Source organism: Pseudomonas congelans, from assembly GCF_900103225.1.
GTDB classification, from domain to species: Bacteria; Pseudomonadota; Gammaproteobacteria; order Pseudomonadales; family Pseudomonadaceae; genus Aquipseudomonas; species Aquipseudomonas congelans.
In genome coordinates this window covers 1,597,778-1,617,268 of record NZ_FNJH01000001.1, presented here as the reverse complement: position 1 = coordinate 1,617,268, position 19,491 = coordinate 1,597,778, and the positions used below count along the sequence as shown (strand labels likewise).

Genomic DNA, 19,491 nt, shown 5'->3' with positions numbered 1-19,491 from the left:
CAGCCCGAACAGCCGCCGACCGTTGTGTCTTGTTATGCGCCGACCACTGTCGGACTTTTGCCCGGAACGAGCGTGGTTGCGCTGGCTGGCGCGATACCGGCTTCGAACTCGGAACGGAAATACTTGATCGCACTGCCCAATGGTTCAACGGCGCCCGGTGCATGGGCACAGAAGGTCTTGCCTGGGCCGAGGAAATTGACCAGACCCAGCAGGGTGTCGATATCCCCCGGCTGACCCTGACCGTTCTCGATGGCGCGAAGCATTTTCACGCTCCATGGCAGACCGTCGCGACATGGCGTACAGAAGCCGCAGGACTCCTGAGCGAAAAACTCTTCCATGTTGCGCAGCAGCGAGACCATGTTGACCGAATCGTCGACCGCCATTGCCAGGCCTGTACCCATCCGCGTGCCGACCTTGGCGATACCGCCTGCATACATCTGGGCATCCAGATGCTCTGGCAGCAGGAAGCCCGTGCCGGCGCCTCCGGGTTGCCAGCACTTGAGCTTGAAGCCATCGCGCATGCCGCCGGCGTAGTCTTCGAACAGTTCGCGAGCCTGCACACCGAAGGGCAGTTCCCACAAACCTGGGTTTTTGACCTTGCCGGAGAAACCCATCAGCTTGGTGCCGTGGTCTTCACTGCCTTCGCGAGCCAGCGACTTGTACCAGTCGTTGCCGTTGTTGACGATGGCGGGCACGTTGCACAGGGTCTCGACGTTGTTCACACAGGTCGGCTTGCCCCACACGCCCACCGCAGCAGGGAAGGGCGGCTTGGAGCGCGGGTTGGCGCGGCGGCCCTCCAGCGAGTTGATCAGTGCGGTTTCTTCACCGCAGATGTAGCGACCGGCACCCGTATGTACGAACAGTTCGAAATCGAAGCCGGTGCCGAGAATGTTCTTGCCCAGCAAGCCGGCGGCCTTGGCTTCCGCCACTGCGCGATTGAGGTGCTTGGCCGCGGTGACGTATTCGCCGCGCAGGAAGATATAGCCGCGATAGGCTTTCAGCGCGCGGGCACTGATCAGCATGCCCTCGACCAGCAAATGGGGCAGTTGCTCCATCAGCATGCGGTCTTTCCAGGTGTTCGGCTCCATCTCGTCCGCGTTGCACAGCAGGTAGCGGATGTTCATGGATTCGTCTTTGGGCATCAGGCCCCACTTCACACCCGTGGGGAAGCCTGCGCCACCGCGGCCCTTGAGGCCGGAATCCTTGACCGACTGGACGATATCGTCGGGCGCCTGCTGCGTCAGAGCCTTGCGCGCTGCGGCGTAGCCGTCCTTGGTCTGGTACTCGTCGAGCCAGACCGGTTCGCCGTCGTCGCGCAGACGCCAGGTCAGCGGATGGGTTTCTGCCTTGCGCGCAATGCGGTTGGCAGGGCCGAAGGAAGTGATGGTCATAGGTAACCCTCCAGCATCTTGGCAACGCCAGCAGGCTGTACATCGCCGAAAGTGTCGTCGTCGACCATCACGGCCGGCGCCTTGTCACAGTTGCCGAGGCAGCAGACCGGCAGCAGTGTGAAACGACCGTCGGCGGTGGTCTGACCCAGGCCGATGCCCAGTGAGCTCTTTATCTCGTCGACCACGTTTTCGTGGCCGCCGATGAAGCACACCATGCTGTTGCAGACGCGAATGATGTGACGCCCGACCGGCTGGCGAAAGATCTGGCTGTAGAAGGTGGCAACGCCTTCGACGTCGCTGGCGGGGATGCCCAGCAGGTCGCCGATCGCGTAAATGGCGCCGTCGGGCACCCAGCCGCGTTCCTTCTGAACAATTTTCAGGGCTTCGATGGACGCCGCGCGCGGGTCCTCGTAGTGATGCATCTCATGCTCGATGGCCGAGCGCTCGGTTTCGCTCAGGGCGAAACGGTCTGTCTGGATTAGCGGGCTATTCATGCTTAGCGGTCCACGTCGGCCATAACGAAATCGATACTACCCAGGTACGCGATCAAGTCCGCGACCATGCTGCCTTTGATCACCGAAGGGATCTGCTGCAGGTGCGGGTAACTCGGGGTGCGGATCCGGGTACGGTAGCTCATGGTGCCGCCGTCGCTCGTCAGGTAATAGCTGTTGATACCCTTGGTCGCTTCGATCATCTGGAAGGATTCGTTGGCCGGCATGACCGGGCCCCACGAAACCTGCAGGAAGTGCGTGATCAGGGTTTCGATGTGCTGCAGGGTGCGCTCTTTCGGCGGCGGCGTGGTCAGAGGGTGATCCGCCTTGTACGGGCCTTCCGGCATGTTGCGCATGCACTGGTCGATGATCTTGATGCTCTGGCGCATCTCTTCGACGCGAACCATGCAGCGGTCATAGGCATCGCCATTGGCGGCCAGCGGCACTTCGAATTCGAAGTTCTCGTAGCCCGAGTAAGGGCGAGCCTTGCGCAGGTCGAAGTCGCAACCGGTGGAGCGCAGGCCTGCACCGGTGACGCCCCATTCGAGAGCTTCCTTGGTGTTGTAGGCGGCGACGCCGACGGTACGACCCTTGAGGATACTGTTCTGCAGGGCTGCCTTGGTGTATTCGTCGAGGCGCTTGGGCAGCCAGTCGACGAAGTCCTTGACCAGTTTTTCCCAGCCGCGCGGCAGGTCGTGAGCGACCCCGCCGATGCGGTACCAGGCCGGGTGCAGACGGAAGCCGGTAATCGCTTCGATCACGGTGTAGGCTTTCTGGCGGTCGGTGAACGTGAAGAACACCGGCGTCATGGCGCCCACGTCCTGAATGTAGGTACCCAGGAACAGCAGGTGACTGGTGATACGGAAGAACTCGGCCATCATGATGCGGATGACGTCGACCTTTTCCGGCACCTTGATGCCTGCCAGCTTCTCGACCGAGAGCACGTAAGGCAGGTTGTTCATCACCCCGCCCAGGTAGTCGATACGGTCGGTGTAGGGGATGAAGCTGTGCCAGGACTGGCGCTCGGCCATTTTCTCGGCACCACGGTGGTGGTAGCCGATGTCCGGAACGCAGTCGACGATTTCTTCGCCGTCCAGCTGCAGAATGATACGGAACGCACCGTGAGCAGAAGGGTGGTTCGGCCCCAGATTGAGGAACATGTAGTCCTCATTGGTGCCAGAACGTTTCATGCCCCAGTCTTCCGGACGGAAGCGGGCGGCTTCCTCTTCCAGTTGCTGTTTGGCGAGGGTCAGGCTGTACGGGTCGAATTCCGTTGCGCGGGCAGGGAAGTCCTTGCGCAACGGGTGGCCTTCCCAGGTCGGCGGCATCATGATGCGGCTCAGGTGCGGGTGCCCTGGGAAGTCGATGCCGAACATGTCCCAGACTTCGCGCTCGTACCAGTTGGCATTGGGCCAGATGCTGGTAATGGTTGGTACGCTCAGGTCGCTTTCGGAAAGCGCGACCTTGATCATCACATCGCTGTTTCGCTCGATCGACAGCAGGTGATAGAACACGGTGAAGTCTGCGCCGGGCAGACCACGACGGTTTGTGCGCAGACGCTCGTCCACACCATGCAGGTCATAGAGCATGGAGTAGGGCTTGGGCACATTGCGCAGGAACGTCAGAATTTCGAACAGTCTGGCGCGCTCGATCCACAGCACGGGCATGCCGGTGCGGGTTGGCTGGGCAGTGAAAGCCTCGGCACCAAAACGGTTATTCAGTTCAACGACGACATCTTGGTCGTCAGCCTTGTAAGGCGGGATGTACAGAGCGTTGTCTGCAGTCATAGGTCTCAATCACTTCGGTCAACGTACAGAATCAACCCCGGTTCTTGTCTTTTTTATAAGAAGAACGGGCTGGATCAGACTTCGTCGGGGCTGCGCAGGTTGGTCACCTGAATACGCTGTTCGCGGCGCTGTTCCTTTTGCGATGGCATCTCGGCGCGATACACGCCTTGATCGCCAACGACCCAGGAAAGAGGGCGACGCTCCTTGCCGATGGATTCCTGCAGCAGCATCAAGCCTTGCAGAAACGCCTCGGGGCGGGGCGGGCAGCCGGGCACGTAGACATCCACGGGAAGGAATTTGTCCACCCCCTGGACCACTGAGTAGATGTCGTACATGCCACCGGAGTTGGCACACGAACCCATGGAGATAACCCACTTGGGCTCGAGCATTTGCTCGTAGAGACGCTGAATGATCGGCGCCATCTTGATGAAGCAGGTACCGGCAATAACCATGAAATCCGCCTGCCGTGGCGACGCCCGTATGACTTCAGCGCCAAAGCGCGCGATGTCGTGGGGTGCCGTGAAGGCGGTGGTCATTTCCACATAGCAGCACGACAGGCCGAAGTTGTAGGGCCACAGGGAGTTTTTACGTCCCCAGTTGACCGCACCATTCAGCACGTCTTCCAGCTTGCCCATGTAGATGTTTTTGTGGACTTGATCTTCTAACGGATCGGAAACGGTTTCCCGTTTGCCGATGGGGTACTGCTCGTTAGGAGCATCCGGGTCGATCCTGGTGAGATTATATTGCATCGCCAAAGCCTCATTGTTTCAGCTTCGCTTGCCGATTACGGCGACCTTCAGGAGCCCAGTCAAGAGCGCCAACCCGCCATAGGTAGACAAGACCTGCCAACAGAATTGCTATGAAAACGAGAGCTTCGACGAATCCGGTCCAGCCGCTTTCGCGGACGGACACAGACCAGGCAAAGAGAAAAAGGGCTTCAATGTCAAAGATCACGAAAAGCATCGCGACCAGATAGAATTTTGCGGAGAGGCGCAGGCGCGCACTGCCGGTAGGCAGCATGCCGGATTCGAAAGGTTCGTTCTTGCTGCGGCCCCATGCCTTGCTTCCGAGCAGGCTGGAAAGACCGAGCATGAAGGCGCAAAGGCCGACAACACCCAAAAGGAAAATGGCGAAGCCCCAGTTATGGGCAATCAGACCTGTCGATTCGGGCATGCTGTCAGTCCTTGTTAGAGAGCAAAGGTCTCTGTGCTTGATAAAGAGTCGAGGCAGTGACGAAATGTCGCAGTGCGGTCAACGAATTGATTTTATGTGCAAACAGTTGGCAAGTAAATTTTCTACATCAAATTTATTTACGGAATTAATTGCCCAAGGCCTTTCAGGAGGGCTGAGGTGCCTGCCAGGCGGGCATCAGAGGGTATTTCGTTAATTATGTTTCTTGACTGAGAAAAGTAAGAAAAGGCAATTTGAATGATAATTAATATCATTTGAGGGGGCGTTGATAGTTCAGAGTACGGTAGTCGGCGCATAGTGGGTAACGGTAGGGCTTATAAAGTGCGCTTTTTGTAGCATTCGCACGGCAATTACCTATTGTCCGAGATCAATACCGGCATCCTCTGACACAAAAGACAGACCGCCCTTATGGACGGCCTGTCTTTTCAACGTGTTGCGCTGGGTATCAGTGGAATTGCTCTTCTTCGGTCGAGCCGGTCAGTGCGGTTACCGACGATACGCCGCCCTGGATCACGGTCGTCATGTCATCGAAATAGCCGGTGCCCACTTCCTGCTGGTGGGCCACGAAGGTGTAGCCCTTGGCGGCGTCGGCGAACTCCTGTTCCTGCAGCTTCACGTAGGCGGTCATGTCATTGCGGGCGTAGTCGTGCGCCAGATTGAACATGCTGTGCCACATGTTGTGAATGCCTGCCAGGGTGATGAACTGGTGCTTGTAACCCATGGCCGACAGCTCGCGCTGAAATCTGGCGATGGTTGCGTCGTCGAGGTTTTTCTTCCAGTTGAAGGACGGCGAGCAGTTGTAGGACAGCAACTGATCCGGGTATTCCTTTTTGATCGCTTCGGCGAAGCGGCGTGCCTCGTCCAGATCCGGTCTGGCTGTTTCGCACCAGATCAGATCGGCGTAGGGCGCGTACGCCAGGCCACGCGAGATCGCCTGATCGAGACCGGCGCGAACCTTGTAGAACCCCTCGTGGGTCCGTTCGCCAGTTACGAATGGCTTGTCGTACGGATCGCAATCTGATGTCAGCAAGTCGGCAGCGTTGGCGTCAGTCCGCGCCAGAATGATGGTCGGTACACCGGCCACATCGGCCGCCAGGCGTGCGGCGACCAGTTTCTGTATGGCTTCCTGAGTCGGGACCAGCACCTTGCCGCCCATGTGGCCACATTTCTTCACCGAAGCCAGTTGATCTTCGAAGTGCACCCCGGCGGCGCCGGCTTCGATCATGCTTTTCATCAGCTCATAAGCATTGAGCACACCGCCGAATCCGGCTTCCGCGTCTGCCACGATCGGTGCGAAATAGTCGATGTAGCCTTCGTCACCCGGTGCCTTGCCTGCTTTCCACTGGATCTGGTCGGCGCGGCGGAACGAGTTGTTGATGCGCTTGACCACGGTCGGCACCGAGTCGACCGGGTACAGCGACTGATCCGGGTACATGGACTCGGCAGAGTTGTTGTCGGCAGCGACCTGCCAGCCGGACAGGTAGATGGCCTGAATACCAGCCTTGACCTGCTGCACGGCCTGGCCGCCGGTGAGGGCGCCCATGCAATTGACGAAATCCTTGTCTGGCCGGAAGGACGGTTTGGCACCCTGGGTTACCAGATTCCACAGCTTGTCTGCACCCAGTCGTGCAAAGGTGTGTTCGGGTTGAACCGAGCCGCGCAGGCGGACCACATCTGCGGCGGAGTAAGTACGGGTCACGTTTTTCCAGCGCGGATTTTCAGCCCAGTCTTTCTCGAGAGCCGCTATTTGTTGTTCGCGTGTCAGTGCCATGGTGATAAACCTCTAGAAGTAGGTCTCGTTGGAAAGTCCTGCTCCGCCAAAACGCCTCGTTTATCGAAGGCACGGTAGATGGCTGCTCGCTGATCCGGGGTTTTGCTTGAAGCCGCACGTTACGTGGGTCGCGACGGGTGAACGATGTGTTCGAGGGGAGAGCGGGCGTCCGGACATGAGGCTGTCAGGTGGACAGTCGGGCCTGCAGTGGCGTTGTGCATCACCGTCGGCCTTGCCGGGTTACCGTTTACGCTTCCGTCCCTCGGGACAACTTCGTTCCAGTCGCAACCTCGTCAAACTGCCTTGTGGGCGGTGCGGACACGAATCGGCTCTGCGGGTGTGTGAGAGCGGCGACTCGAAGGCTTTTTGCAAAGCCTCTGATTAGCGGGAGCGAGGCAATCATGCCTCGCACTTCCAGGGGGCGTCAAACGTTTTGTAGTGCTTTTTTTAAATCACTACATATTTGTGAGAAGTCGACCGGCCAGTCATCAAAAGGCCCGCAAGTATTGGGTTTTCAGCCCTTGCAGGCTATTCGAGGGTTTCGACCTTTACGCGCAAAATCATATCGTCACGACCCTGGGTGGAATAGCGTTGCGCCAGGCCACTCTGATCCGCGACGGATTCGTTGCTATTGCTCGCCAGCGTGATCCATTCTCCCAGCCTGCCACTCACCTGGCTGTCGGTACTCTGCACCTTGACGGCATCAGGGCGCTCCTGGCTCATGCGGTCATGATTGGTGCTAATGCTCAGGTGTACCGTGTCGCCGGTCACGCTGGCCGTGACGTAAAACCCCTGGGTTACATTGCGGTACTCGGTGTCGCTTCGGGAGTATCCGTATGCATCTGTGGATGAGGAGGTCAACGGCACGCTCTGACCAACCTGGATGAGCGCAGGGGTCCCTTCGCTGGTCTGTACTTGTTGCACGCCGCCTTCGCGGCTGGCAGTACCGTACTCGATCACTCGAGAGCCGCCGCTGCTGCGCGTTGCGCTATCGCTGGTGTCGACGCTGATCAGCAAGCGTTTCGGTGCGGTGTCGAGTTGCGAGATCAAGGTGCGAAGTTCTTCGATCTTGCGTGACTCTGCATTCACGATCAGTTGATTGCCGTAGGCGCTGACAGTGCCTTCATTGCCCAGAAATGATTTGGCGACCGGCAGCAGATCGGCACTGGTGCGGTAGTTGAGCGGGACGACTTCAGTCGCCGCAATGGTCTGAGCGCTGAAGATGATCAGCATCGAGGTGAGCGCTGCATTGAGCAAGTTGCGTACTGACATGTTCATTCTCCGCGTTAAGCGCGTAAAGCATGATTGTGCCACTGTGTCGGCCGCAGGCAATCAAGCTGAATGGTCGGGCATAAAAATGCCCCGCCGATTTTCGGGTCGACCTTGAGTGTGTCGAGCGAAAAAGGGCAGGGCGATCATTATGTAGTGCCGCGGTGAGCGCCTACATAATGGTGTTGATTACGCTTCGCGGAGCATATCCACGTGTGGGAGACCGGCTTCGAGAAACTCGTCGCTGATAACCGAAAAACCGAAGCGCTGGTAAAACTCGACGGCCTGCACCTGAGCGCTCAGCTTGAGCGGCTTGAGCCCACGCTGTTCGGCTTCATGGATCACTGCACCCAGCAGAGCCTCCCCGACCTTCAGGCCACGCCAGTCCCTCAGGACTGACAGTCGACCGATCTCGCCATCGGGCAGCAGTCGGGCAGTGCCCACCGCATATTCACCTTCGTACGCGAGAAAGTGCACGGCACCTGCATCTTCGGCATCCCACTCCAGTTCCGGCGGCACCGATTGTTCGGCAATGAATACCGAGTCGCGTATGCGCCGGATATCGGCGTTGTTCTTCTGCCATTGGGCGACAGCTACAGTGACTTTATTCATCGGCAAATCCCAGGCTTCCTTGTTTTACGAGTTCGCAAAGCAAATTGCGTCCCTCGTCATCGGCCAACCATTGGCCAAGGTTTTCGCTGTGCAATGCATCGGCGGCACAGATCAGTTTGAGCAGGTCACGCAGGCTGCCCGGCAGCAGGCGGCTCTGGCCACTGGCAAACAGTAGCAGATCGTCGTCGACTTCAGACCAGGCCAGCCGTGCGCTCGGGTTGCGAATCAGCACTGCACCCTGCTCAAGGCTGTCGAGCAGATCCTGTTCGTCCAGCTCGGGGCCGGTCACCAGTTCCGGGTAGCGCGGTTCGGTCATGAACTGGCCGAACCAGGTCAGCAGCAGGCGTTCGTCACTCATGTGTTCGGCCAGCAGCGTTTTAAGGCGATCAAGCGCGTCATGCTGGATCTGATGAGGATCGCTGACCGGCTGGGCGTCAGCATCGGTATAGCGCTCTTCGTCCGGGATGAACTGGCTGAGGAAGTCGGTGAAGTGGGTCAGGACTTCGGCAGCGCTCGGCGCACGGAAACCGACCGAGTAGGTCAGGCAGTCGTCGACGGCAACGCCGCAGTGCGCCAGGCGCGGCGGCAGGTAAAGCATGTCGCCCGGTTCCAGAGTCCACTCTTCGGTTTTCTCGAATTCGGCAAGGATGCGCAGGTCGGCATGCTGCAGCAGCGGGCTTTCCGCATCGCACATCTGGCCGATCTGCCAGTGGCGTTTGCCATGCCCCTGAAGCAGGAAAACATCATAGTTGTCGAAATGCGGACCGACGCTGCCGCCAGGCGCAGCGTAGCTGATCATCACATCGTCAATCCGCCAGCTGGGCAGAAAACGGAAGTTTTCCAGCAGCTCACTGACCTCCGGAACGAACTGGTCAACGGCCTGGACCAGCAGCGTCCAGTCGCGCTCGGGCAGTTTGCTGAACTCGTCTTCAGCGAACGGGCCACGACGCAGCTCCCACGGACGCTCGCCGTTTTCGATGACCAGGCGCGACTCCACTTCTTCTTCCAGGGCGAGGCCGGCAAGCTCGTCCGCGTCAATCGGGCTTTGAAAGTCCGGCAGAGCCTGGCGGATCAGCAGCGGTTTTTTCTGCCAGTAGTCACGCAGGAAAACGCGAGCACTGATGCCGCCCAGAAGTTGTAGAGGAATATCAGGATTCATGTGTAAGCCCTTGAAATAAAAACGCCCGGCACAGCCGGGCGTGTGCAATTTTTTTGCGTGTCAGATGCGCTTGGCCTGAGCGGCTGCGTTACCGATGTAATTGGCAGGCGTGAGCTTCTTGAGCTCGGCCCTGGCTTCGGCAGGCATGTCCAGACCGTCGATGAAAGTCTGCAACGCTTCAGGACCGATGCCCTTGCCGCGTGTCAGTTCTTTCAGTTTTTCGTACGGGTTTTCGATGTTGTAACGACGCATGACCGTCTGAATCGGCTCTGCCAGAACTTCCCAGCATGCATCCAGATCGGCGGCAATGCGCTGCTCATTCAGTTCCAGTTTGCTGATGCCCTTGAGGCTGGCTTCGTAGGCAATGACGCTGTGGGCAAAGCCGACGCCCAGGTTGCGTAGCACGGTGGAGTCGGTCAGGTCACGCTGCCAGCGAGAGACAGGCAGCTTGCTCGCCAGATGCTGGAACAGTGCATTGGCAATGCCCAGGTTGCCTTCGGAGTTTTCGAAGTCGATCGGGTTGACCTTGTGCGGCATGGTCGAGGAGCCGATTTCGCCAGCAATGGTGCGCTGCTTGAAATAGCCCAGCGAGATGTAGCCCCAGATGTCGCGGTCGAAGTCGATCAGGATCGTGTTGAAGCGGGCAATGGCATCGAACAGCTCGGCAATATAGTCGTGCGGTTCGATCTGCGTGGTGTAGGGGTTGAAGCCCAGGCCCAGCTCGTCTTCGATGAAGGCGCGCGCGTTGGCTTCCCAGTCGATGTCTGCGTAGGCAGAGAGGTGGGCGTTGTAGTTGCCGACTGCGCCGTTGATCTTGCCGAGCAACGGGACTGCCGCAATCTGGCTGATCTGGCGCTCAAGGCGGTAGACGACGTTGGCCAGTTCCTTGCCCAGTGTGGTCGGGGAGGCTGGCTGGCCGTGGGTGCGGGACAGCATCGGCACGTCTGCAAAGCGAATCGCCAGCTCGCGGATGGCGTCGGCGATCTGGCGCATCAGCGGCAGCACGACCGTGTCGCGGCCTTCGCGCAGCATCAATGCGTGCGACAGATTGTTGATGTCTTCGCTGGTGCAGGCGAAGTGGATGAACTCGCTGACCTTTTCCAGCTCTGGCAATTTGGCAGCCTGCTCCTTGAGCAGATACTCCACAGCCTTCACGTCATGATTGGTGGTGCGCTCGATTTCCTTGACGCGCTCGGCATGCTCCACGGAGAAGTCTTCAGCCAGAGCATCCAGGATGGCGTTGGCTTGCGCGGAGAAGGCCGGGACTTCGGTGATCTGCGGGTGAGCCGCGAGACGCTGGAGCCAGCGAACTTCAACCATCACGCGGAAACGGATCAGGCCGTATTCGCTGAAAATAGGGCGCAAGGCCTGGGTTTTGCCGGCGTAGCGGCCATCAACAGGGGAAACCGCAGTGAGCGAAGAAAGCTGCATGGGATGCTCTCGGACAGTCGGGCGACGAAAAGGGCGCATATCATACATGAAAAGTCAGTCGGACCGGAGCCCGCTGACCAGCGTAGACAGCGTCGTGCCTGGGGTGGTGAAGGTCATTGGCGCGCGGCGCGTCAGCCGTGCAGCAATGGGTAGAGTTCTTTCAACAGCTTGCGACGGCTGAACACCAGCTGCCAGCGATGACCGCCAACTTGCCGCCACAGGCGGGCACAGCGAATACCGGCCAGCAGAATGCCGCGAATCTTCGAGGCATTGTTCGGCTGCTGCAGGTTGCGCATGTCGCCTTGTACCTGAATCCGTTGGCGCAAGGTGCTCAGGGTGTCCTGATAGAGCGCGCCGGTCGCGGCAATCACGTTCTCGTGGGCGATGCCAAAATGCTCGACCTGAGACTGAATCACCGGAATGCGTTTGCCGATCACTTCAAGCAGGTCATCGCGCTTGGCCAGCTGGCGCTCGAGGCCAAGCATCGACAGGGCATAGCGCAACGGTTCGCGCTGCAACGTTGCCGGGTCACGCTCCAGAGCGCTGGCCATGGCGCGATAGCCTTCGTGCAGGTTGAGGTCGTCGCCGCCGAAGACGTCCAGCGTATCCTTGGGGTCGACCACCAGCAGGCTGCCGAGCATGCAGCTCAGGGCCGCTTCGCTGATCTGACCGGTCTTGGCGATCCGGTCGACCAGCACGGCGGCCTGGAATACACCACCCAGAGCGATCAGTTGTTCCTGAGTCGGGCTCATCAACGCTTGTCCTTGCTGGTCCAGGGTTCGGCAATTTCGATCACGCCGCCGCCCAGACAGATTTCGCCGTCGTAGAACACCACGGACTGGCCGGGAGTGACAGCGCGTTGCGGGTCGTCGAATGTGGCGCGGTAACCGTCAGCGGTCTTTTCCAGCGTGCATGGCTGGTCGCCCTGACGGTAACGGACCTTCGCGGTGAGGCTGCGCGGGGTGCTAAGGTCGATCGGGTTGATCCAATAGATTTCCGAAGAGACCAGCGCACGGGAAAACAGCCAGGGGTGATCGTTGCCCTGACCGACGATCAGTTCATTGTTGTCCAAGTCCTTGACCAGCACGTACCACGGATCATCGCTTGCGTCCTTGAGGCCGCCGATGCCCAGCCCCTGGCGCTGGCCGATGGTGTGATACATCAAGCCGCTGTGACGACCGATGACTTCACCTTCGGTGGTCTTGATTTCGCCGGGCTGGGCGGGCAGGTACTGGCGCAGAAAATCAGTGAAGCGGCGCTCGCCAATAAAGCAGATTCCGGTGGAATCCTTCTTTTTGGCAGTGGCCAGGCCATGTTTTTCGGCAATGGCACGCACTTCCGGCTTTTCCAGCTCGCCAACCGGGAACAGCGTCCGGGCAATCTGCTCGCCGCCAACGGCGTGCAGGAAGTAGCTCTGGTCCTTGTTCGGGTCCAGGCCCTTGAGCAGCTCGGTACGTCCATCGATATCGCGGCGGCGTACGTAATGGCCTGTCGCAATAAGGTCGGCGCCCAGCATCAGTGCGTAGTCGAGAAACGCCTTGAACTTGATTTCCCGGTTACACAGGATGTCCGGGTTCGGGGTGCGCCCGGCCTTGTACTCTTCGAGGAAGTGCTCGAAGACGTTGTCCCAGTACTCGGCCGCGAAGTTCGCTGTGTGCAGTTTGATGCCGATCTTGTCGCACACGGCCTGGGCATCTGCCAGGTCTTCGCGGGCGGTGCAGTATTCCGTTCCGTCGTCTTCTTCCCAGTTCTTCATGAACAAGCCTTCCACCTGATAACCCTGCTCCATGAGCAGTACGGCGGAAACGGAAGAGTCCACGCCGCCGGACATGCCGACTATGACGCGCTTCATTTCTGAGTTCGAGGGGGCTGGATCACGCATGGGGATTCAACGGCTGACCTGTAAAAGGACGCGATTCTATCAGGCTGAGGGCGTCGAGTCTCACGCCTTGTCGCGCAGCAGGTCGAGACTGAAATGTTCGCCATCGAGGTAGTCGTCCAGGCAACGCAATACCAGCTCGCTGCGCCAGCGCTCCTGCTGGGCCAGCAATTCATCGCGGGTCAGCCAGACTGCGCCGACGATGCCTTCGTCGAGTTGATACTCGGGGTGGTGGCGCAAAGCCCTGGCGGCAAAGCAGATTCGCTGGTAGGTCACGCCATTGCTCGGCGCGGTGTATAGATAGATGCCCACCACGCTGGTCAATTCGACGTCCCAGCCGGTTTCTTCCAGGGTTTCACGCACGGCGGCGCGTTGCAGGCTCTCATTCGGGTCGAGGTGCCCGGCGGGTTGGTTGAGTACGGCGCGTCCGCCTTTGATTTCTTCGACGAACAGAAAGCGGCCTTGATCTTCGACGATGGTGGCGACGGTAACGTGGGCTTGCCAGGTCATGATAATGGTCTCTTTGCAGGGGATTGAGTCAGCCGTAACCGCTTATTGTTGCTCGAACTGCAGATCATGCCTCAGGGCGCTGACGCAGAAGTCCACAAAGGCTCGCACTTTGGATGAGCGACGACGGCCCTCCAGGTAAACAACGTGAACCGGTTCCGGCATTATTTCGAACCTGTCCAGAACACATTTGAGCCTGCCTTCCTGCAGGTGCTCGCGTATCTGATAGTACGGCACCTGGGTCAGCCCCCAGCCCTGTAACGCAGCGCTGATCGCCGCCTGATAAGACGTCAGGCTGAGTCTCGAACCGACGTCTACTGAATAATTATTGTCATCGATCCGGAAAAGCCAGTGAGGCGAGCGTTCCGCGGTGCTGGTCGAGACTGTCGAATGCTGTCGCAAATCGTCGGGATGCTGCGGTGTTCCATGCTGTTCGAGATAGGCAGGAGATGCGCAAACCATGCGCCGCACGCTACCTGTCGGGATTGCGGTAAGGGACGAGTCGGGCAGGGTACCGATCCTGACGGCCACGTCGACGCCCTCATCGAGCATGGACACGACCCGGTCGACCAGAATGGCACGGATGTCCACTGCCGGAAACCGCTCGAGAAAGCTCGTCATTACGGGCACGACATGCAGCGCGCCGAACATCTGAGGTGCGGTGACCGTCAATAGGCCGCCTGGCAGCGCATGCAAGCCGCCTGCCGCGCTTTCTGCCTCATCAAGGTCGGCAAGCAGTCGGCGGCAATCAGCGGCGAAGCGCTGGCCCGCCTCGGTGAGCCGCATGTTGCGAGTCGTGCGCACCACCAGCAGGATGCCCAGGCGACTTTCCAGACTCGCTATAGCCCGGGTTACCGTAGCGGTCGACAGGCCAAAGTGGCGGGCTACCCCGGCAAAACTGGTTTGCTCGGCAAGTCCGGCGAAAAGCGTCATTTCCTGAATACGGTCCATAGGCCGCCTGCTTGCCATGAGAGATGCGAAATCGTATCAGCATTTCAGATATTGAAATGGTGAATTGATTTTTGCGGTGATTCTGCAGTTCAGACGCAATGATTAGGATGGCCACACATTCATCCAGCCCGGTCAGACTCTTCTATGAAAAATTTCGGTTCAGTCGACGCTGAAAATGCCGCATCCGGTGTCAGTCGGCGCAAGGTTTTACAAGCGTCAGCATTAGGCGCTGCTTCTGCTCTCGGGGCTTCGTTGGTGAGCGCTGCTTCTGCAAGCAATAAACCTCTATCCAGGGAAAATGCAATGAACATTGATGATGCCTTCCGCGTGACGTTTCACACTCAGCAGGTAGGGGACGTGAATGTGTTCTATCGCGAAGTTGGTCCCAAGGACGCCCCGGTGCTGCTGTTGCTTCATGGTTTTCCGAGTTCCAGCCACATGTTTCGTGACCTGATGCCATTGTTGGCGAGTCGGTACCGCCTGATCGCTCCCGATCTGCCCGGATTCGGTAATACCAAAGCACCACCGCGCGGGCAGTTCGATTACACATTCGCAAACCTTTACACGGTGATCGAGGGCTTTACCGAAGCGTTGGGCCTGAAGAAGTACGCGTTATACATATTCGACTATGGCGCACCGACAGGTTTGCGGCTCGCAGCGGCGAACCCGGAGAAGGTTACTGCAATCATCAGTCAGAATGGCAACGCCTATCTGGAAGGATTCAGCGATCAATGGGGACCGTGGCAAGCCTACTGGCGCGAGCCTTCAGCAGCCAATCGCGAAGCCTGCCGCGCCTCGTTGTCACCTGAAGTCATCCGTGACTGGCAATACGGTACGGGAGCCACTCCTGAAAAGCTTTCTCCCGATGGCTACAACCTCGACATTCTGTATATGGCGCGGCCGGGCGCAGAAGAGATCCAGCTTGACCTGATTCTCGACTACCGCAGCAACGTAGCGGCTTACCCCTCGTTTCAGGAATACCTGCGCAAATATCAGCCTCCCTTGCTGGCGGTCTGGGGCAAGCACGATCCTGCGTTCATACCGCCTGGCGCACATGCTTATCGCAAGGACGTCCCGGCTGCTGAAGTGCATCTGCTGGATGCCGGTCACTTTGCATTGGAAACGCACGCGCCGGAGATCGCCGAATACATTCGCGACTTTCTCTCGCGCACGCTGAAAAGCTGAAGGGGGCGATCATGTTCTTGAGCCGGGATCTCCCGGACGCTCGGGACTACACAGCTAACTGAAATTTTCATGGATAAAAAAAATCCCCGGCAACAGGCCGGGGATTTTTTGCGATGCGGTGCATTTTTTATGCACCGCTCCGGATTGCCTCTTACAGCGCAGCGATAGCCGCGTTGAGCGTGGCGCTCGGGCGCATGGCCTTGCTGGTGACTTCCGGGTTAGGGAAGTAGTAGCCGCCAATGTCCACTGGCTTGCCCTGAACAGCGTTCAGCTCGGCAACGATTTTTTCTTCGTTGTCGGTCAGTGTCTTGGCCAGCGGCGCGAACTGCGCCTTGAGGTCTGCGTCGTCGTTCTGAGCAGCCAGTGCCTGTGCCCAGAACAGGGTCAGGTAGAAGTGGCTGCCGCGGTTATCGATACCACCGACCTTGCGCGAAGGCGACTTGTTGCGGTCCAGGAACTCGCCAGTGGCCTGATCGAGGGTCTTGGACAGCACCAGCGCTTTCGGATTGTTGTAGGCATGGCCCAGATGCTCGAGGGATGCCGCCAGAGCCAGGAACTCGCCCAGCGAATCCCAGCGCAGGAAGTTTTCCTCGACGAACTGCTGCACATGCTTCGGAGCCGAACCGCCAGCGCCGGTTTCAAACAGACCACCGCCGTTCATCAGCGGAACGATCGACAGCATTTTCGCGCTGGTGCCCAGTTCCATGATCGGGAACAGGTCGGTCAGGTAGTCGCGCAGCACGTTACCGGTCACCGAGATGGTGTCCTTGCCAGCGCGCGTGCGTTCCAGGGTCAGCTTCATCGCGTCGACAGGCGACAGGATCTGGATGTCCAGGCCCGAGGTGTCGTGATCGGCCAGGTACTTGCGTACTTTCTCGATCATTACGCTGTCATGGGCGCGGGACGAGTCCAGCCAGAAGATGGCCGGGGTGTCGCTGGCGCGAGCACGGTTGACGGCCAGTTTCACCCAGTCCTGGATCGGTGCGTCCTTGGCCTGGCACATACGCCAGATATCGCCGGCTTCGACGTTCTGTTCCATCAGCAGGTTGCCCTGGCTGTCGGTTACGCGAACCACGCCGTTGGTCTGAATGTGGAACGTCTTGTCGTGGGAGCCATACTCTTCGGCCTTCTGAGCCATCAGGCCGACGTTCGGTACGCTGCCCATGGTAGTCGGGTCGAATGCGCCATTTTTCTTGCAGTCTTCGATGACCGCCTGATAGATGGTGGCGTAGCAGCGATCCGGAATGACGGCCTTGGCATCGTGCAGCTGACCGTCCGTGCCCCACATCTTGCCGGAGTCACGAATCATTGCCGGCATCGAGGCGTCGACGATGACGTCGCTCGGCACGTGCAGGTTGGTGATGCCCTTGTCGGAATTGACCATCGCCAGCTGTGGACGAACGGCGTAGACCGCTTCGATGTCAGCCTTGATTTCTGCCTGCTTGTCAGCGGGCAGGGCAGTGATGCGCTCGTACAGGTCGCCAATGCCGTTGTTCAGGCTGAAGCCAATCTGCTTGAGCGTATCGGCGTGCTTGGTCAGCGCATCCTTGTAGAACTCGTCGACGATCTGGCCGAACATGATCGGGTCGGAGATCTTCATCATGGTGGCTTTCAAGTGCACCGAAAACAGCACGCCCTGCTTGCGGGCGTCTTCGATTTCGGCAGCAATGAAGCTGCGCAGGGCCTTGGCGCTCATGACCGAGCAGTCGACGACTTCGCCAGCCTTGACGGAGGTTTTTTCCTTCAGGACGGTGGTGGTGCTGTCCTGGGCGACGAGCTCGATCTTGACGGTGTTGTCGGCTGCGATCTCGGCGGCTTTTTCGCTACCGTAGAAGTCGCCGTTGCTCATGTGCGCAACGTGAGCCTTGGAGTCAGCTGACCAGGCGCCCATCTTGTGCGGGTGCTTGCGCGCGTAGTTCTTGACCGACAGCGGGGCGCGGCGATCGGAGTTGCCTTCGCGCAGAACCGGGTTCACGGCGCTGCCCTTGGTTTTGTCGTAGCGGGCGCGGGTTTCTTTTTCCGCGTCAGTGGCAGGATTTTCAGGGTAGTCAGGAATGTTGTACCCCTGATTCTGAAGCTCCTTGATGGTCGCCTTCAATTGCGGGACCGAGGCGCTGATGTTAGGCAGCTTGATGATGTTGGCCTCTGGCGTGGTGGCCAGTTTGCCCAGCTCGGCGAGATGATCCGGCACTTTTTTGTCGGCAAGCAATTCCGGGAAGCTGGAAAGAACACGGCCCGCCAGAGAGATATCGCGTGTCTCCACGTCGATATCGGAGGTTGCCGTGAAGGCTTCGATAATAGGCAGCAGGGAGTAGGTGGCGAGGGCCGGAGCTTCGTCGGTGAAGGTGTAGATGATCTTCGAGCGGTTGGACATTCGTATTAACTCTCTTTTGCTGAGCATGCACAAATCTCGATACGCGCATTCTAAGCGCGCTTGCCCACGGTTCGGCCATGAGCCAGGTCGAGGTTTATTCGCGGTGATGTTGGGTGCATCAGTCGAGCGTCAAGCTGTCGGGTCAGGTAGCAGCCCGACGCATAAGGAAGGCCGAGGGTCAGAATTCGGACGGGTCGGCCTTGATGACTCTGCGGTCACGGCGCGAGTATATCAAACCATTGGCACCAAGCATGAATGCTATGCGAGCTATCGAAAAATGAATATCCGCCGTTGGTCGAACGTACGATCTTCCAGACAGGCGTCTGGTGGTTGGCATGTCGGGCCCGGGAGGTCTGGAGGCGGGGATCAGATGGGGAGGAGTGGACTTTCTTTGTGCAGGATGGTTTGGCGTAAACGAGCTGAATGTCTCGGAGTCTGGGCATCCGCGGTGCAATAACCGCTAATTCGATACCCTGTGGAGCGCGACGGATATAAAACAGACCAATGTCTATGTCTCTTTATGTGTCCGGCAAGGCTCATTGCACGCTGCTGGAAATTCGGCGGGCTCTGATGGCTGCCGTTATACCTCAACTGACTTTTTCAACACGAGCATCAGGCGTCCGCTTGAGCGTGGTCCTGCTGAAGTTGCGGCTGCGTGTCCTTTGCCGGATCCTGCTTTGGTACGTCCGAGCTACTGATTTTTATCGCCTGCAGCCCCTTTGGACCGTGAGCGACTTCAAATCTGACTGTCTGGCCAGCCTTGAGGGTTTTGTAACCGTCCATTTCGATAGCCGAGAAATGAACGAACAGATCCTCGTTACTCTTGCCTTCAGCGTTTATGAATCCAAACCCTTTTGCATTGTTGAACCACTTGACTTTTCCTTCAATCATCACCATCTCCCTCTGCAAAGGACTCCGTCAGGAGTATCATCCACTTTCATCCGCTGCCCACCCCAAAAATTTTGGTTGACTGCGCGGACCCTTTTTACCCAATGTGGGCTCTATTGTTTGTAACACCGTTTAGCTGATAGTCAAGGTCATGTGGCAGCCCTTTTAAAAACCGTCCAGACTGCGACTAAATCGCTCAATCCGCCCTCAAACGAACATTTCTTTCCATGCATGCATTCAGCAAGATTCGACTAACATTCAATCAGGATGATCCGCAGTCGCACGAGGACGACTCGGCGGGCATTGCGGTGCAGGACGCCAAGCCGACCCTGCAGGCGCCACCGATGTACAAGGTGGTTTTATTCAACGATGACTACACCCCGATGGATTTCGTCGTAGAAGTGCTCGAGGTGTTTTTTAACCTGAATCGTGAGCTGGCCACCAAAGTCATGCTGGCCGTCCATACAGAGGGACGGGCAGTCTGCGGATTGTTTACCCGCGACATCGCCGAGACCAAGGCAATGCAGGTCAATCAATACGCCAGGGAGAGCCAGCATCCGCTACTCTGTGAGATCGAGAAGGACGGTTAAACGCCGACCACTTGG

The 19,491-nt window shown here is 58.5% G+C and carries 19 protein-coding genes; 2 read left to right on the top strand and 17 right to left on the bottom strand.

The window, feature by feature from the left end:
- Positions 1-32: 32 nt before the first annotated feature.
- The 15 genes from nuoF to BLR20_RS26895 form a co-directional block, all read right to left on the bottom strand.
- Positions 33-1,391 carry an NADH-quinone oxidoreductase subunit NuoF gene (gene nuoF, locus BLR20_RS06630; protein ID WP_054993986.1) on the bottom strand — a complete coding sequence of 453 codons (1,359 nt, stop codon included), beginning with the start codon at positions 1,389-1,391 and terminating at the stop codon, positions 33-35.
- Positions 1,388-1,885, bottom strand: a complete 498-nt coding sequence (nuoE, locus tag BLR20_RS06625) for an NADH-quinone oxidoreductase subunit NuoE (protein WP_002554014.1) — start codon at positions 1,883-1,885, stop codon at positions 1,388-1,390. The genes nuoF and nuoE overlap by 4 nt, the downstream gene beginning before the upstream one ends.
- Before the next feature lie 2 nt (positions 1,886-1,887).
- The gene (gene nuoC, locus BLR20_RS06620; RefSeq protein ID WP_054993985.1) at positions 1,888-3,669 is read right to left on the bottom strand and encodes an NADH-quinone oxidoreductase subunit C/D; all 1,782 of its coding nucleotides are present in this window, start codon (positions 3,667-3,669) and stop codon (positions 1,888-1,890) included.
- 74 nt (positions 3,670-3,743) lie between these two features.
- Positions 3,744-4,418, bottom strand: a complete 675-nt coding sequence (locus BLR20_RS06615) for a NuoB/complex I 20 kDa subunit family protein (RefSeq protein WP_002554012.1) — start codon at positions 4,416-4,418, stop codon at positions 3,744-3,746.
- A 10-nt stretch (positions 4,419-4,428) separates the two neighbouring features.
- On the bottom strand, positions 4,429-4,842 hold the full coding sequence (locus BLR20_RS06610) for an NADH-quinone oxidoreductase subunit A (protein ID WP_002554011.1): 414 nt from the start codon (positions 4,840-4,842) through the stop codon (positions 4,429-4,431).
- Positions 4,843-5,305: 463 nt separating this feature from the next.
- A complete protein-coding gene (aceA, locus tag BLR20_RS06605; RefSeq protein WP_003411659.1) occupies positions 5,306-6,631 on the bottom strand; it encodes an isocitrate lyase in 1,326 nt (441 codons plus the stop codon).
- 528 nt (positions 6,632-7,159) lie between these two features.
- Positions 7,160-7,903, bottom strand: a complete 744-nt coding sequence (locus tag BLR20_RS06600; protein ID WP_032612490.1) for a secretin N-terminal domain-containing protein — start codon at positions 7,901-7,903, stop codon at positions 7,160-7,162.
- 186 nt (positions 7,904-8,089) lie between these two features.
- A complete protein-coding gene (locus BLR20_RS06595; RefSeq protein ID WP_003317965.1) occupies positions 8,090-8,512 on the bottom strand; it encodes a GNAT family N-acetyltransferase in 423 nt (140 codons plus the stop codon).
- Complete coding sequence (locus tag BLR20_RS06590; RefSeq protein WP_003405098.1) at positions 8,505-9,671, bottom strand: ribosomal protein uL16 3-hydroxylase; 1,167 nt, start codon at positions 9,669-9,671, stop codon at positions 8,505-8,507. The genes BLR20_RS06595 and BLR20_RS06590 overlap by 8 nt, the downstream gene beginning before the upstream one ends.
- 60 nt (positions 9,672-9,731) lie before the next feature.
- On the bottom strand, positions 9,732-11,102 hold the full coding sequence (gene purB / locus BLR20_RS06585) for an adenylosuccinate lyase (protein ID WP_010427007.1): 1,371 nt from the start codon (positions 11,100-11,102) through the stop codon (positions 9,732-9,734).
- Positions 11,103-11,233: 131 nt separating this feature from the next.
- Entirely contained in the window at positions 11,234-11,854 is a 621-nt protein-coding gene (hflD, locus tag BLR20_RS06580) for a high frequency lysogenization protein HflD (protein ID WP_054993984.1), read from the bottom strand.
- Positions 11,854-12,984 (bottom strand): tRNA 2-thiouridine(34) synthase MnmA, encoded by a 1,131-nt coding sequence (gene mnmA, locus BLR20_RS06575; RefSeq protein WP_074594493.1) that lies wholly within the window; start codon positions 12,982-12,984, stop codon positions 11,854-11,856. The genes hflD and mnmA overlap by 1 nt, the downstream gene beginning before the upstream one ends.
- Positions 12,985-13,044: 60 nt before the next feature.
- On the bottom strand, positions 13,045-13,491 hold the full coding sequence (locus BLR20_RS06570; protein ID WP_032612498.1) for an NUDIX hydrolase: 447 nt from the start codon (positions 13,489-13,491) through the stop codon (positions 13,045-13,047).
- Between the two features lie 42 nt (positions 13,492-13,533).
- Positions 13,534-14,439, bottom strand: coding sequence for a LysR family transcriptional regulator (locus tag BLR20_RS06565; protein ID WP_054993782.1), 906 nt, complete (start codon positions 14,437-14,439; stop codon positions 13,534-13,536).
- Positions 14,440-14,558: 119 nt separating this feature from the next.
- Positions 14,559-14,750: a hypothetical protein gene (locus BLR20_RS26895; protein ID WP_141250274.1), complete on the bottom strand. Its 192-nt coding sequence runs from the start codon at positions 14,748-14,750 to the stop codon at positions 14,559-14,561.
- Here BLR20_RS26895 and BLR20_RS06560 point away from each other — a divergent pair.
- A complete protein-coding gene (locus tag BLR20_RS06560; RefSeq protein WP_010427000.1) occupies positions 14,743-15,624 on the top strand; it encodes an alpha/beta fold hydrolase in 882 nt (293 codons plus the stop codon). The two genes, BLR20_RS26895 and BLR20_RS06560, sit on opposite strands and share 8 nt — an antisense overlap.
- A 151-nt stretch (positions 15,625-15,775) precedes the next feature.
- Here the strand turns inward: BLR20_RS06560 and BLR20_RS06555 are convergent, their stop codons facing one another.
- Together BLR20_RS06555 and BLR20_RS06550 are read right to left on the bottom strand one after the other, a co-directional pair.
- On the bottom strand, positions 15,776-17,998 hold the full coding sequence (locus tag BLR20_RS06555) for an NADP-dependent isocitrate dehydrogenase (protein ID WP_054993783.1): 2,223 nt from the start codon (positions 17,996-17,998) through the stop codon (positions 15,776-15,778).
- 612 nt (positions 17,999-18,610) lie between these two features.
- Positions 18,611-18,895 (bottom strand): cold shock domain-containing protein, encoded by a 285-nt coding sequence (locus BLR20_RS06550; RefSeq protein WP_275669840.1) that lies wholly within the window; start codon positions 18,893-18,895, stop codon positions 18,611-18,613.
- 218 nt (positions 18,896-19,113) lie between these two features.
- On the opposite strand from BLR20_RS06550, the gene clpS reads away from it, so the two are divergent.
- Complete coding sequence (gene clpS / locus BLR20_RS06545; protein ID WP_003405085.1) at positions 19,114-19,476, top strand: ATP-dependent Clp protease adapter ClpS; 363 nt, start codon at positions 19,114-19,116, stop codon at positions 19,474-19,476.
- Positions 19,477-19,491: the final 15 nt, after the last annotated feature.

What these genes read in the sequence shown, in the direction of transcription:
- hflD (WP_054993984.1), bottom strand. Translation starts at nt 11,854, where the DNA reads ATGAGCCCGACTCAGGAACAACTGATCGCTCTGGGTGGTGTATTCCAG.
- nuoE (WP_002554014.1), bottom strand. Translation starts at nt 1,885, where the DNA reads ATGAATAGCCCGCTAATCCAGACAGACCGTTTCGCCCTGAGCGAAACC.
- aceA (WP_003411659.1), bottom strand. Translation starts at nt 6,631, where the DNA reads ATGGCACTGACACGCGAACAACAAATAGCGGCTCTCGAGAAAGACTGG.
- BLR20_RS06600 (WP_032612490.1), bottom strand. Translation starts at nt 7,903, where the DNA reads ATGTCAGTACGCAACTTGCTCAATGCAGCGCTCACCTCGATGCTGATC.
- BLR20_RS06610 (WP_002554011.1), bottom strand. Translation starts at nt 4,842, where the DNA reads ATGCCCGAATCGACAGGTCTGATTGCCCATAACTGGGGCTTCGCCATT.
- nuoF (WP_054993986.1), bottom strand. Translation starts at nt 1,391, where the DNA reads ATGACCATCACTTCCTTCGGCCCTGCCAACCGCATTGCGCGCAAGGCA.
- BLR20_RS06570 (WP_032612498.1), bottom strand. Translation starts at nt 13,491, where the DNA reads ATGACCTGGCAAGCCCACGTTACCGTCGCCACCATCGTCGAAGATCAA.
- nuoC (WP_054993985.1), bottom strand. Translation starts at nt 3,669, where the DNA reads ATGACTGCAGACAACGCTCTGTACATCCCGCCTTACAAGGCTGACGAC.
- BLR20_RS26895 (WP_141250274.1), bottom strand. Translation starts at nt 14,750, where the DNA reads ATGTTCATTGCATTTTCCCTGGATAGAGGTTTATTGCTTGCAGAAGCA.
- BLR20_RS06595 (WP_003317965.1), bottom strand. Translation starts at nt 8,512, where the DNA reads ATGAATAAAGTCACTGTAGCTGTCGCCCAATGGCAGAAGAACAACGCC.
- BLR20_RS06555 (WP_054993783.1), bottom strand. Translation starts at nt 17,998, where the DNA reads ATGTCCAACCGCTCGAAGATCATCTACACCTTCACCGACGAAGCTCCG.
- clpS (WP_003405085.1), top strand. Translation starts at nt 19,114, where the DNA reads ATGCATGCATTCAGCAAGATTCGACTAACATTCAATCAGGATGATCCG.
- BLR20_RS06615 (WP_002554012.1), bottom strand. Translation starts at nt 4,418, where the DNA reads ATGCAATATAATCTCACCAGGATCGACCCGGATGCTCCTAACGAGCAG.
- BLR20_RS06560 (WP_010427000.1), top strand. Translation starts at nt 14,743, where the DNA reads ATGAACATTGATGATGCCTTCCGCGTGACGTTTCACACTCAGCAGGTA.
- BLR20_RS06565 (WP_054993782.1), bottom strand. Translation starts at nt 14,439, where the DNA reads ATGGACCGTATTCAGGAAATGACGCTTTTCGCCGGACTTGCCGAGCAA.
- purB (WP_010427007.1), bottom strand. Translation starts at nt 11,102, where the DNA reads ATGCAGCTTTCTTCGCTCACTGCGGTTTCCCCTGTTGATGGCCGCTAC.
- BLR20_RS06550 (WP_275669840.1), bottom strand. Translation starts at nt 18,895, where the DNA reads ATGGTGATGATTGAAGGAAAAGTCAAGTGGTTCAACAATGCAAAAGGG.
- mnmA (WP_074594493.1), bottom strand. Translation starts at nt 12,984, where the DNA reads ATGCGTGATCCAGCCCCCTCGAACTCAGAAATGAAGCGCGTCATAGTC.
- BLR20_RS06590 (WP_003405098.1), bottom strand. Translation starts at nt 9,671, where the DNA reads ATGAATCCTGATATTCCTCTACAACTTCTGGGCGGCATCAGTGCTCGC.